Genomic DNA, 12,672 nt, shown 5'->3' on the forward strand with positions numbered 1-12,672 from the left:
CGACCACCGACCGGTGATCGGGCCTCAAGACTGTCCGTCGGAGCGTGCGGCGGGTCGAGTCAGACGCTGACCCGCGCGCCGCGGCGTTCGCGAACCACTCGGGTCGCGGCGAGCATGTTGTGCAGCGACTGCACGGTCTCCTCGTAGCCGCGCGTTTTCAGCCCGCAATCCGGGTTCACCCAAACCTGACGCTCGGGGATGGATTCCAGGGCGGTGTCGAGCAGCGTCGTCAGTTCATCGACGCTCGGCACCCGGGGCGAGTGGATGTCGTAGATGCCAGCCCCGATGCCGTGGTCGAACCCGCCGGCCTTGATCTCACGCACGACCTCCATGCGCGACCGAGCCGCTTCAATGCTCGTGACGTCCGCGTCGAGGTTTCGGATGGCTTCGATGACAACGCCGAACTCCGAGTAGCAGAGGTGTGTGTGTATCTGGGTCGCATCCGCTACCCCGGAAGTGGCGAGCCGGAATGAGCCGACCGACCAGTCCAGGTAGTCGGCGTGGTCCTTCGCCTTCAGCGGCAACAATTCGCGCAGGGCTGGCTCGTCGACTTGAACGATCCGGATGCCCGCAGCCTCGAGGTCGCCGATCTCATCGCGCAGAGCGAGGGCCACCTGGCGTGCCGTCTCGCCGAGTGGCTGGTCATCGCGCACGAAGGACCAGGCCAGTATCGTCACCGGCCCGGTGAGCATGCCTTTGACGGGCTTGGCAGTGAGGCTCTGCGTATATACCGACCAGTCCACCGTGATCGGTGCCGGGCGCGACACGTCGCCCCACAGAATGGATGGCCGGGTGCAGCGGCTGCCATAGGACTGTACCCAGCCGTTCTCGGTCACGGCGAACCCGTCGAGGTTCTCGGCGAAGTACTGCACCATGTCGTTGCGTTCGGGTTCGCCGTGCACGAGCACGTCGAGTCCGATCTCTTCCTGCAACGCCACGACTCGGCCGATCTCGGCACGCATCAGGTCGCGGTAGTCGTCGGCGGCGAGCGTTCCCGTGAGGTACCGGGCGCGTGCCCGGCGAATGTCCGCGGTCTGCGGGAACGATCCGATCGTGGTCGTTGGCAGCGGCGGCAGCTGCAGCGCCGCGTCTTGGGCGCTCAGGCGATCGGCGTAGGCTCCACGAGTGAAGTCGGTGTTGGTTAGTGCGGCGGCACGGGCACGCACGGCTCCGTCGCGCACCCCGGGAGCGCTCCGCCGCGCTGCCAGGGCCGCCTCGGCCTCCGCCAGCGAGGCCGCAATGGCGGCCCGCCCGGCGGTGAGGCCGAGCGCGAGCGTCGCGACCTGGCCGACCTTTTGGTCGGCGAAGGCCAACCAGCTCACCAGCGTGCCTGGGAGAGACGTTTCATCGAGCACATCGTGCGGCACGTGCAGCAGGGACGTCGAGGTGGACACCGAAACGGAGTCGGACAACGTCCGCACGCTCTCGGCGGCTTCGAAGGCGGCGGCCAGGTCGCCGCGCCAGATGTTGTGCCCGTCGATCACCCCGGCGACCAGAGTTTTCCCGGCCAGCCCGGGCACCGCCTCCGGCAGGGTGCCCCGCACCAGGTCGAGGCCAATCGCTTCAACGGCGGTGGCGGCGAGTTCCGGCAGGGCGTCATCGAGGCTGCCGTAGGGCGCCGCGACGAACAGGGAGGGCCGGCCGGTCAGCCGTCCGAGTACCCCGTAAGCGGATGCGACGGCCGCGAGTGTATCGGCGCGCGGCCCCTCGATGCTCTCGCTGACCAGTCCCGGCTCGTCGAGTTGCACCCACTCGGCGCCGGCATCCGCCAGTCGGGTCAGCAGTGCCGCATAGACCGGTATGAGGTCATCGAGTCGCGACAGCGGGGAGAATCCGGCCGGGGCCGCGTCGCTGGCCTTACTCAGCAGCAGGAACGTGACCGGGCCAACCAGAACCGGGCGCGTGAGGAACCCGGCCGCTTTCGCCTCGAGGAATTCGCGCACGATGCGGTCGCCAGCCAGCGAGAACACGGTTTCCGGGCCAATTTCGGGCACGAGGTAGTGGTAGTTGGAGTCAAACCACTTGGTCATTTCAAGTGGCAGGTTCTCGCCCTCGCCGCGAGCCAGGGTGAAGTAGCCAGCCAGGTCGAGGCTGCCGTCGGCGGCGACGAGCGCGGCGAACCGGGTGGGGATCGCTCCGACAGCGACGATGGTGTCGAGCACCTGGTCATAGAGCGAGAACGACTCGGGAATCGACGAATCGGTTTGGCCGAGCCCGAGGGCAACGAGCCGGTCGCGGCTGGACTGGCGCAACCCGGTGGCGACATTTTCGAGGGCCGTGGCATCGATCTTTCCCGACCAGAATGCTTCCACGGCCTTCTTCAGCTCCCGCCGTCGGCCGATGCGTGGGTAACCAAGGATGGTGCCGGTGGGGAAGGCGGGGGATGCGGACGAAATGGGCATGATAGATCCTTCACTGGTGCAATGGGCGCTGGGACGGTCGGTGAATGGTCGGCGAGAATGAACGTGGTGGGGCGGGCCTACGCCGGAAGCCGGGCGTGAGGCCTAGGGCATGGCAACGGGCACCGCCAGCGCCCCACACCCCTCCAACACCTCGAGCACGGTGTCGTGCTGGTTGAAAGCGTAGAGATGGAGCCCGGGGGCGCCACCGGCGAGTACGTCCCGGCCGAGGCGCACGGCATAGTCAACGCCGATCTGGCGCTGCCCTTCCTCGGTCGGTTCAACTTCCAGCTCGATCGAGAGTTCGGCGGGCAGTTTCTCGCCGGAGAGCTGCACAATGCGCCGCAACCGGTTCGGGCTGGTCACCGGCATGATGCCGGGAAGAATAGGAAAGAGCACCCCGGCGGAGCGGGCCCGCTGGATAAAGCTCAGGTAGTCGTCGGCGTGGAAGAACAGCTGGGTGATGGCGAGGTTTGCCCCGGCGGCCTGCTTGGCCAGCAGGGTGTCGATGTCCTGGCTGACCGAGCGAGAGCTGGGGTGACCATTCGGGAAGGCCGCAACTCCGATGCGCACCTTGCTGCGTTCGGTTTTCACCCCACGGGCGCCCGGCAGACCGGGAATCACCGTCTCGGTGTACGGCACCCGTTCGGTCTGCACGCGGTGGATGAGCTGCACCAATTCTCCCGCGCTGTGCAGGTCGCCCAGAAAGGTGCTGTCTCCTTCGACTGCACCCTGGGGTGCGTCGCCGCGCACGGCCAGGAAGCTGCGAATTCCGGCGTCGAGAAATTCCCGGATGAGGCGGCTCGCCTCGGCGTGCGAGGAGCCGACGCAGGTGAGGTGCGCCATCGCATCCACGGTCGTGTGGTCCTTGATGTAGCGCAGAACGTCGAGTGAGGACCTGCGCGACGAACCGTTGGCTCCGTAGGTGACCGAGATAAACTCTGGACCGGCGGCGGCCAGGTGATCGATGGTGCGGGTGAGAGCGGCTGCTGCGACCGTCGATTTCGGCGGGTACACCTCGAACGAGAACGCCGGGCGGACGTCACACGCGGAAATCCCAATCTCGGTCATGTTTCCTCATTCGGCAGAAGCGGTGGTGGCCGGGCGGCCGCGGACACGCCAAGACTGGCGGTACTTCGCGGGCGGATGCCGGGCTCGGCTGTCGCTCCATGCCGGGGAACGAATTCCGTCGGCAACGATTGATTAGACACTAACAACACCGCCGCCGGCGTGGGCGAATGTGACAGTTCGTGTCATCGGTGCTGCATTAGGGCGGCTCAGCGCTGCGGCGGACAGCGCGAAACCGCCCCAGACCGCCCCAGACCGATGCCGCTTCAACGCCAACGGCGAACAGCAGTTAGGCGGAGAGCGCGGGCAGAATGACGAACGGGGCGAACTGCGGCTCGATCTCGGGGGTGACGAACGCCGTCACATGGGTGCCGGTCTCCACATATTCGGTCGTCTCGATGCGGCCTACGTCGTGCAGCACAGCGATAAGGTCGCCGCGGTCGTAGGGAATGAGCAGGTTCAGTTCGATCTGCGGCGTCGGCAGCAGCAGCGCCACTGCGGCGAGCACGGTGTCGATGCCCTCGCCGGTGCGGGCCGACACGAACGTCGCCTTCGGCTCCAGGCCTCGCAACACGAGCCTGTCGTCGTCGCTGATCAGGTCACTCTTGTTGAAGACGACGAGTTCGGGAATGTCGCGGGCACCCACCTCGGAGATGACATCGCGCACGGTGGCGAGTTGCGCGACCGGGTCGGGGTGGGAGCCGTCGACGACGTGCACGATGACATCAGCGTCGGCGACCTCTTCGAGAGTTGAGCGAAAGGCTTCGACCAGTTGGTGCGGGAGGTTGCGTACGAAGCCGACCGTGTCGGTGAGGGTATACAGGCGTCCGTCAGTGGTCGTCGATTTGCGCACGGTGGCGTCGAGCGTCGCGAACAGGGAATTCTCGACGAGCACGCCGGCCTTGGTGATCCGGTTGAGCAGGCTGGACTTGCCGGCGTTGGTATAGCCCACGATGGCCACCGAGGGAACGGCGTTGCGCTTGCGGTTGGCGCGTTTGGCCTCGCGGGCCGGCTTCATCTCGACCATTTGCTTGCGCAGTTTGGACATCCGGGTATGGATACGACGTCGGTCGAGTTCGATCTTCGTCTCACCGGGGCCACGGGAGCCCATGCCGGCGCCGGCGCCACCGACCTGGCCACCGGCCTGGCGGGACATCGAGTCGCCCCAGCCGCGCAGGCGGGGAAGCATGTAGGCCATCTGGGCCAGTTCGACCTGCGCCTTGCCCTCGCGGCTCTTGGCGTGCTGGCTGAAAATATCGAGGATCACTGCGGTGCGGTCGATGACCTTGACCTTGACCACGTCTTCGAGGGCGCGCCGCTGGCTGGGTGCGAGTTCGGTATCGGCGATGACGGTGTCGGCACCGAGCGCTTTCACGATGTCGGCGACTTCTTGTGCCTTGCCCTTACCGAGGTAGGTACTGGGGTCGGGGGTGGCCCGACGTTGCAGTAGGCCATCGAGCACCGTGGCGCCGGCCGTTTCAGCAAGGGCGGCGAGCTCACGCATGGAGTTTTCAGCGTCGTCTACGGTGCCGTGGGTGTACACGCCCACCAAAACGACGTTTTCGAGGCGCAGTTGGCGGTACTCGACCTCGGTGACGTCTTCGAGCTCGGTGGAGAGCCCGCCGACGCGGCGCAGGGCGTTACGATCGGCACGTTCGGACTGGTCGCCGTCGTGGTCGCTGCCGTCATACTCACCCGAGGACTGCTCGTGCAGAGCCTGCGCCGATCCGCTCCGGAACAAGGAGTAGCCGGCAGCCTTGCTGTCGGCGCTGGCCAGCACCCGCGCGACGACATCGTCTGGGTCGAGGGCAGCGTTTGCGGCCACGTTTTCTACTGCGTCGTTGCCGCGGGGCTCCGTTGGATCATTCATCCCATTAACCTTAGTTCAACGAAGTTGAAAGGTTCCCTTATGTCGTCCGATCATTATTTCTCTCCGGCGCCCGGCACCGTACTGAAAACTCGCCAGATCACGGTGCAGTTACACGGGCAGGATCGTGAACTGACGACCGCCAACTCGGTGTTCAGCCCCGCGCACATCGACACCGGCACCGAAGTTCTGCTCAAGTACGCCCCTCAGCCACCCGTCGACGGTCACTTTCTCGATCTCGGCTGCGGCTGGGGTCCGATTGCGCTGCACTTGGCGCTCGCCTCCCCTGGCGCTACCGTCTGGGCTGTCGACGTCAACGAGCGGGCGCTCGACCTCGTGCGCACCAACGCCGCTGCCCTCGGCCTGACCAACATCAACGCGGTACTGGCTCTTGACGTACCCGCGGATATCAGCTTTCGCACCATCTGGTCGAACCCGCCCATCCGGGTCGGCAAAGACGAACTGCACGGTCTCATGCAGACCTGGCTGCCGCGCCTTGAATCAGAAGCGGATGCCTGGCTCGTCGTGCAGCGCAACCTCGGCTCGGACTCGCTCCAGCGTTGGCTCTCCGACGAACTCCCGGCCACTTTTGAGACGACGAGGGAGGCCATCAGCAAGGGCTTTCGCGTGCTCCAGGTGCATCACGACTAACCGAGGTTGAGCACCCCGTCGAAAACCAGCTCCGCCGGCCCGGACAACGACACATGCTCGCCGTCCTCGGCCGGGAACATCCGCACCCCGAGCACGCCGCCCGGCAGTTCTACCCGCCATTGGTGCGGCGCCGACGTGCCGGCCCAGTGCCGGGTGGCGAGGGCGGCCGCGGCTGCACCGGTACCGCAGGACAAGGTCTCCCCGCTGCCGCGCTCGTGCACGCGCATGCGAAACCGGCCAACGCCGTTGACAACGAGCGGATCGTTCGGCAGCACGAATTCAATGTTGACGCCGCCGCCCGGTTCCGGATCGAGCTGCGGAATGAAGGTGAGATCGGCCGCATCGAGTTCATCGTCGTCGGCGAGGGCGACGACCGTGTGCGGGTTTCCGACGTTGATACCGAGGCCCGGACGCGCCACGGGCAGGTTCTTGGTGCGCACAAGCGGATCGATGCCGTCGAGCTTCCACCGGCCGAGGTCGACCTGAAACCCCGAGGCATTGCGCTGCACGTCGCGCACGCCGCCACGGGTGCCGATTGTGAGGGTGTCGCCGGGCTGCAGCTCAGCCAGGTCGTTCTCAATCAAAAATTTGGCATACACACGGATGCCGTTACCGCACATCTCTGAGACGGTACCGTCGGCATTCCAGTAGTCCATGAACCACTCGGCCGCGTCGTCTTCGGCGAGGGACGCCGCACCGTCTGGCAGGTTTTTGCTGCGCACCGCACGGATGATGCCGTCGGCGCCGACACCGAATTTGCGGTCGCACACGGCGCGGATCTGCCCCGGGGTGAGCTCCATCGTTCCGTCGGGGTCGGCGAACAGCACAAAGTCGTTACCCGTGCCGTGGCCCTTGGTGAAGTTCAATGTGATGCCCATGCCTCCAGTTTACGGGGCGGTGGCTGCACATTGTCCGGGGCGGGCCGAACCGTCAACGGGGTGAGGGGACGGAGGCGATCCCCCGCTCGACGTGCGCGAGGGCGTCGTCGACCCGCCCGGCCGCATCGGATTCAATCCAGTGAGTGTGTGCGTAGCGTTTGAACCAGCTCACCTGCCGCCGCGCATACCGGCGAGTGAGCTGCTGAGTGGCTTCGATAGCTTCGACCTGACTGAGGGTGCCGTGCACCTGACCCAACGCCTGGGCGTAGCCGATCGCGCGGCTCGCCGTGACACCGTTCTCGATGCCACGCGCGAGCAGACCGCGCGCTTCATCGACGATGCCGGCCTCCCACATCCGCTCTACCCGGGTATCGAGCCGGGGGGTGAGTTGTTCTCGCGGGGTGCGCAGGCCAAGCAGCACACTGGATTGCCAGTACACGGGGTTTTCCGGTAAAGCGGCCACGTGCGGAGCGCCGGTCAGTTCGACGATCTCCAGCGCGCGCACGAGTCGGCGCCCGTTGCGCGGGCCGATACGCAGGGCGGCCTGCGGGTCGACGGCGTGCAGTCGGGTGTACATCAGCCCCGGTCCAGCGTCGATCAACTCAGCTTCCAGCCGGCCACGCAGCACTGGATCGGTGCCGGGAAAGCGAAAATCAAACACGACCGAGGAGACGTAGAGTCCGGAGCCGCCGACCAGAATCGGCACGGCCCCCCGCGCAACGATCGCGGTGACAACCGCGCGGGCATCCCTTTGGTAGTTGCTGACTGTCGCCTCATCCGTCACCTCGAGCACGTCGAGCAGGTGGTGGGGAATGCCACGACGTTCGGCCAGGGTGAGTTTTGCTGTGCCGATGTCCATGCCGCGGTAGAGCTGCATGGCGTCGGCGTTGACGATCTCCACCGACTGCCCGCGGGCGATGAGCCGCTCGGCCAGGTCGAGCGACAGCTCCGATTTGCCCGTGCCGGTCGAACCGACAATTGCGATCAGCGCCGCAGTTTCGACGGGCGCCTCTGGTTCAGACGACACCGTTCCTAGCGCTCGTCGTCGTTCACGTTGTAAATGGGAATGGTGGTCGATCCGCCATCGAGGCGCAGCCCGATCGTCGGCAGCCCGATCGTCGGCAGCCCGATCGTCGGCAGCCCCAGGGAAATCGGACCGGCCCCGCCGGATGCATTGGATGCGCCGCCGTGGGCGGGGACTCCGCAGGATTCCGCTTCCATGCGGTCCCAGGCATCCCCGGCACGCGTCGACCGGATGCGCAGGGGCGCGCCGTCTGTCGAGTCGGCGATGAGGTGGAACGGTGCTGCCTGGGTGACGATGACGGTGACCATGTCGCCGGGACGGGGGCGGGCCGAACCGGCCGGAACATCAAAGTGTACGAGGCGGCTATCGGGGGCGCGTCCGCTCAGGCGATGGGTATCACTGTCTTTGCGGCCGCCGTTGGCGACGAGTAATTCGACCTCACGGCCGATGATCGCTTCGTTCTCTTCGAGGGAGATGCGTTCCTGCAGGGCCGCGAGACGCTCATAACGGTCCTGCACGATGACCTTGGGAACCTGGTCGGGCATGGTCGCGGCCGGAGTTCCGGGACGAATGGAGTACTGGAAGGTGAATGCCGTCGCGAACCGCGCTTGCTCGACGACGCGCAGGGTCTCCTGAAAGTCTTCCTCGGTCTCTCCGGGGAAGCCCACGATGATGTCGGTGCTGATGGCCGCGTTGGGCATCTGCGCACGCACCCGGTCAAGAATTCCGAGGAACTTCGCCCCGCGGTAGGAGCGGCGCATCGACTTGAGGATGCGGTCCGAGCCGGACTGCAGCGGCATGTGCAGCTGCGGCATGACGGCGGGCGTTTCGGCCATGGCATCGATGACGTCATCGGTGAAGGCTGCGGGGTGCGGACTGGTGAAGCGGATGCGCTCCAGCCCCTCGATTTTGCCGGCCGCGCGCAACAGCTTGCCGAAGGCGAGGCGGTCACCGAACTCGACCCCGTAGGAGTTGACGTTCTGGCCGAGCAGGGTGACCTCGATGGCGCCGTCGTCGACGAGTGCCTGAATTTCGGCGAGGATCTCACCCGGACGGCGGTCTTTTTCTTTGCCGCGCAGGGCCGGCACGATGCAGAAGGTGCAGGTGTTGTTGCAACCGACGGAGATGGAGACCCAGCCGCTGTAGCTGGAGTCCCGCTTGGTCGGCAGGGTGGAGGGGAAGGTCTCGAGCGCTTCGAGAATTTCGAGCTGAGCCTCGCCGTTGTGCCGTGCACGCTCCAGCAGGCTGGGCAGGGAGCCCATGTTGTGGGTGCCGAAGACCACGTCGACCCACGGCGCCTTCTCGAGGATGGTGGTTTTGTCCTTCTGGGCGAGGCAACCGCCGACGGCGATCTGCATGCCGGCGTGCTTGCGCTTGACCGAGGCGAGGTAGCCGAGGTTGCCGTAGAGCTTGTTGTCGGCGTTCTCGCGCACCGCGCAGGTGTTGATCACCACGATGTCGGCTTCGCCGCCGTTTGCCGAGACATAGCCGGCAGCTTCGAGCGAGCCGCTGAGCCGTTCGGAGTCGTGCACATTCATCTGGCAGCCGAAGGTGCGTACCTCGTAGGTGCGCGCGCGCCCCGAGTCGTCGATCGCGGCTGCCGAGGGGGTGATCACGGTACGGCGGGCTTGTTCGGGGGCGACGATACTCATAGTGGGTATAGTTTACGCGAGCAATTCGGTGTGCGGGCCGTGTGCGCTGAGTGACCCGGTATCAGCGGAATCGCACGCGGGAGGCGCCACCGCCGCCGCGGCTGTCCATGGCGGCCTTCACCGCGAGTCGAACCAGTGTCGAGCTGTAACCCTTGCGCATCAGAAAACCGGTGAGGCGGCGGTCGATGGTCTGGTCGTCGAAGCGTTCCATTTGCGCGATGCGCTTGGTGGCCAGGTCGATCGCGCGTTCGGCTTCATCGTCGGGAAGTTCTTCGAGCTTGTCCAGCATGACGCCCGGGTCGAGCTTGCGCCGACGCATCTCGGCTTCAACGCCGGTGCGGCCGAGGCCCTTGCGCACGTTGTGGCTGTGGATGATCTGATCGGCGAGCCTGGCCTCATCGAGGTAGTTCATTTCAAGGAACTTCTCGATGATCTCACTCGCCTCACCGGAGTCGACCCCGGTGGTGCCGAGCACCAGGAGGGCCTCGACCGTGGAAAGGGAGCGGCCCCGCAGCCGGTGCAGCAGTACCTTTTCAGCCCGCTCACGCTCGTCGAGCGCGTCGGCGGCGAAGTCGGCCTCATCGTTGGCGTCTTCGTCGATGTGGTCGCTGGTTCTTGGGTCCGTGTCGGACTCATCGGCGGCAGCGGCGGCCTCCGCGGTAGCAGCGGCCGCGGTAGCAGCGGCCGCGGTAGCAGCGGCCTCCGCGGTAGCAGCGGCCTCAGCACCAGCAGCGCCTTCGATGTCGGTGACGCCGTCAACGGGCCGCGGCTGCAGCGGTGAACGACGTTTCATACCCGGTGCCGCCCCGGGCAGGTAGGTCACGGGGGCCAAACCGGCGTCTGCGCGTTCTGTTGCATCATCCTGGGGTTCAAAATGAACCATTCCCGTGACCTGCCTTTCGGTGTGTGTAATAGTGCCGTGTTGCTCTGTTACGCGCTCTTGCGGGCGGCCGGGGCCACCTTGGTGACGATCGGGCCGCCGCTGAGTAGGGTCGCAGCATCCGCTTCGGCCTTGGCCTTGGTTTCGGCCTCCAGCGCAATGGCCGCAGCGGCCTTCTCGGCCGCCTTGGCCGCGATGCCTTCGGGACCGATGCCGAGCTTGATCAGAATCTTGCGCTCGATCTCGTTGGCCATATCAGGGTTCCTGAGCAGGAAGTTGCGCGAGTTTTCTTTACCCTGGCCGAGCTGGTCGCCGTCATAGGTGTACCAGGCGCCCGACTTCTTGACGATCCCCTGGTCGACACCGAAGTCGATCAGGCTGCCCTCACGGGAGATGCCGATGCCGTAGATGATGTCGAACTCGGCCTGCTTGAAGGGCGGCGCCATCTTGTTCTTGACAACCTTCACCCGGGTACGGTTGCCGATGGCCTCTGTTCCGTCTTTCAAAGTCTCAATGCGACGGATGTCGAGGCGCACCGAAGCGTAGAACTTGAGTGCCTTACCGCCCGAGGTAGTCTCGGGGCTGCCGAAGAACACGCCGATCTTTTCGCGCAGCTGGTTGATGAAGATCATGGTGGTGTTGGTCTGGCTGAGGCCACCGGTGAGCTTGCGCAGGGCCTGGGACATGAGGCGGGCCTGGAGGCCGACGTGGGAGTCACCCATCTCGCCCTCGATCTCGGCGCGCGGCACGAGGGCGGCAACGGAGTCGACGACGATGAGGTCGATGGATCCGCTTCGCACGAGCATGTCGGCGATTTCGAGGGCTTGCTCACCGGTGTCGGGCTGCGAGACCAGGAGGGCGTCGATGTCGACGCCGAGCTTCTTGGCGTATTCCGGGTCGAGGGCATGCTCGGCGTCGATAAAGGCGGCAATGCCACCATTCTTCTGCGCATTTGCGATGGCGTGCAGGGTGAGCGTGGTCTTTCCCGAGGATTCCGGGCCATAGATTTCAACGATGCGGCCGCGCGGCAGCCCGCCGACGCCGAGCGCGACATCCAGGGCGATCGACCCGGTCGAAATGGTTTCAACGGGAGCGCGCTCGTCGCTGCCGAGGCGCATCACCGATCCCTTGCCGAACTGACGGTCGATCTGCGCGAGGGCAGTTTCGAGGGCTTTTTCGCGGTTCGCTTGTGATGCCATGGTCGTTTCTCCTGGGTTCTGCGCGGTCGTCGTGACGATGTGCATGGTGGCGCCTATAGGCTGTCGACCCGCACACCGGGAGGACCCCGATGCCCGTTTCGACAAGGCAAATGCTGACTTTCTCGGACAAATTCGACTGTACGCCGCACCTCCGACATTGGCCGGGAGCACGTTCGAACGGTACACAATCTGTCAGATCGTCTGCTGTAGAGGAGCCTATCAAGCCCGAACAGGTATTCGAGCAACGCCAGGGATATTTTGCGGCGTGTCGAAATGCCAGCCGAAGGCGAAGCAACCCAATTGGCGCTACTGGCGGGGCGCTGGAGTGCCGGCACCGTACCAGCGGCTGCGGGGAACGTCGACCTCGGCGCAGAGCGCCAACCAGACTTCGCGGGCGGGAACACCGGCGGCGAGGGCTTGGTCCGCGGTTCGACCCCCAAGCGGAGTAAGCACAAGGTCGCCGGTGAGAACGCGCCCGTAGGCGTCGCCGAACTCGTTTTTCATCGCGGTGCGAAATTCACTCAGTCGCACGACGCTCCTTCTACCTGGCTCTGGTACACAGTCGCTCCTGAAATGACAATGCTCCCGACATGACACCACCGCCGACACGCAGTGTCGGCGGTGGTGTCATGATGTGGTTCCTCAAGCGGTTCCTGACTACCGCACCATGAAATCGACATCGAACGTGTTGACGAGCTCGTCCGGCACGGTATCCGGGAACTGGTCGACTCCTTCGATGACGGCGAGACGGTCACCAACTTCGCGCATGATGACCGAGATCGGGGTGTCTAATGCGTCGGCAACAGACGCGAGGATCTCCGAGGAGGCCTCTTTCTGTCCACGTTCTACCTCACTGAGGTAGCCGAGCGCGACACTGGCTTTGCTTGCGACCTGACGCAGGGTACGCCCCTTTTGCAGGCGGAAGTCCCTGAGCACATCGCCGATTTCCTGACGAACAAGAATCATCGGAACCTCCTTCTAATGCCTAATAGCTTGAGCCTATGACAACCGGACTGCCGTGCTGGACGCTTACAATACTGCATTCATCCGACTC

11 protein-coding genes are annotated in these 12,672 nt (G+C 65.3%); 1 reads left to right on the plus strand and 10 read right to left on the minus strand.

Features of this window, described 5'->3' with window-relative positions; all coding sequences use genetic code 11:
- Positions 1-59: 59 nt before the first annotated feature.
- The 3 genes from metE to hflX all read right to left on the minus strand — a co-directional run bounded on the left by metE (position 60) and on the right by hflX (position 5,337).
- Positions 60-2,402: a 5-methyltetrahydropteroyltriglutamate--homocysteine S-methyltransferase gene (metE, locus tag E3T50_RS11360; RefSeq protein WP_134551956.1), complete on the minus strand. Its 2,343-nt coding sequence runs from the start codon at positions 2,400-2,402 to the stop codon at positions 60-62.
- 102 nt (positions 2,403-2,504) lie between these two features.
- On the minus strand, positions 2,505-3,470 hold the full coding sequence (locus tag E3T50_RS11365) for a methylenetetrahydrofolate reductase (protein ID WP_134551966.1): 966 nt from the start codon (positions 3,468-3,470) through the stop codon (positions 2,505-2,507).
- Positions 3,471-3,756: 286 nt separating this feature from the next.
- Complete coding sequence (gene hflX / locus E3T50_RS11370) at positions 3,757-5,337, minus strand: GTPase HflX (protein ID WP_134551968.1); 1,581 nt, start codon at positions 5,335-5,337, stop codon at positions 3,757-3,759.
- 39 nt (positions 5,338-5,376) lie between these two features.
- Between hflX and E3T50_RS11375 the strand changes: the two genes are divergently transcribed.
- Entirely contained in the window at positions 5,377-5,985 is a 609-nt protein-coding gene (locus E3T50_RS11375) for a class I SAM-dependent methyltransferase (protein WP_134459936.1), read from the plus strand.
- Here the strand turns inward: E3T50_RS11375 and dapF are convergent.
- The 7 genes from dapF to E3T50_RS11410 all read right to left on the minus strand — a co-directional run bounded on the left by dapF (position 5,982) and on the right by E3T50_RS11410 (position 12,584).
- On the minus strand, positions 5,982-6,863 hold the full coding sequence (gene dapF / locus E3T50_RS11380) for a diaminopimelate epimerase (RefSeq protein ID WP_134551970.1): 882 nt from the start codon (positions 6,861-6,863) through the stop codon (positions 5,982-5,984). The genes E3T50_RS11375 and dapF overlap by 4 nt on opposite strands.
- A gap of 52 nt (positions 6,864-6,915) precedes the next feature.
- Entirely contained in the window at positions 6,916-7,890 is a 975-nt protein-coding gene (gene miaA / locus E3T50_RS11385; RefSeq protein ID WP_241990886.1) for a tRNA (adenosine(37)-N6)-dimethylallyltransferase MiaA, read from the minus strand.
- 5 nt (positions 7,891-7,895) lie between these two features.
- A complete protein-coding gene (gene miaB, locus E3T50_RS11390; RefSeq protein ID WP_134551974.1) occupies positions 7,896-9,539 on the minus strand; it encodes a tRNA (N6-isopentenyl adenosine(37)-C2)-methylthiotransferase MiaB in 1,644 nt (547 codons plus the stop codon).
- Between the two features lie 61 nt (positions 9,540-9,600).
- Positions 9,601-10,422 carry a regulatory protein RecX gene (locus E3T50_RS11395; RefSeq protein ID WP_241990887.1) on the minus strand — a complete coding sequence of 274 codons (822 nt, stop codon included), beginning with the start codon at positions 10,420-10,422 and terminating at the stop codon, positions 9,601-9,603.
- Between the two features lie 47 nt (positions 10,423-10,469).
- The gene (gene recA / locus E3T50_RS11400) at positions 10,470-11,618 is read right to left on the minus strand and encodes a recombinase RecA (RefSeq protein WP_134552112.1); all 1,149 of its coding nucleotides are present in this window, start codon (positions 11,616-11,618) and stop codon (positions 10,470-10,472) included.
- Between the two features lie 306 nt (positions 11,619-11,924).
- Positions 11,925-12,149, minus strand: a complete 225-nt coding sequence (locus tag E3T50_RS11405) for a DUF3046 domain-containing protein (RefSeq protein ID WP_134459944.1) — start codon at positions 12,147-12,149, stop codon at positions 11,925-11,927.
- Between the two features lie 126 nt (positions 12,150-12,275).
- Positions 12,276-12,584 carry a helix-turn-helix domain-containing protein gene (locus tag E3T50_RS11410; protein WP_134459947.1) on the minus strand — a complete coding sequence of 103 codons (309 nt, stop codon included), beginning with the start codon at positions 12,582-12,584 and terminating at the stop codon, positions 12,276-12,278.
- Positions 12,585-12,672 lie beyond the last annotated feature (88 nt).

The sequence above is a fragment of the Cryobacterium gelidum genome (assembly GCF_004403985.1).
In the GTDB taxonomy this organism is placed as follows: domain Bacteria; phylum Actinomycetota; class Actinomycetes; order Actinomycetales; family Microbacteriaceae; genus Cryobacterium; species Cryobacterium gelidum.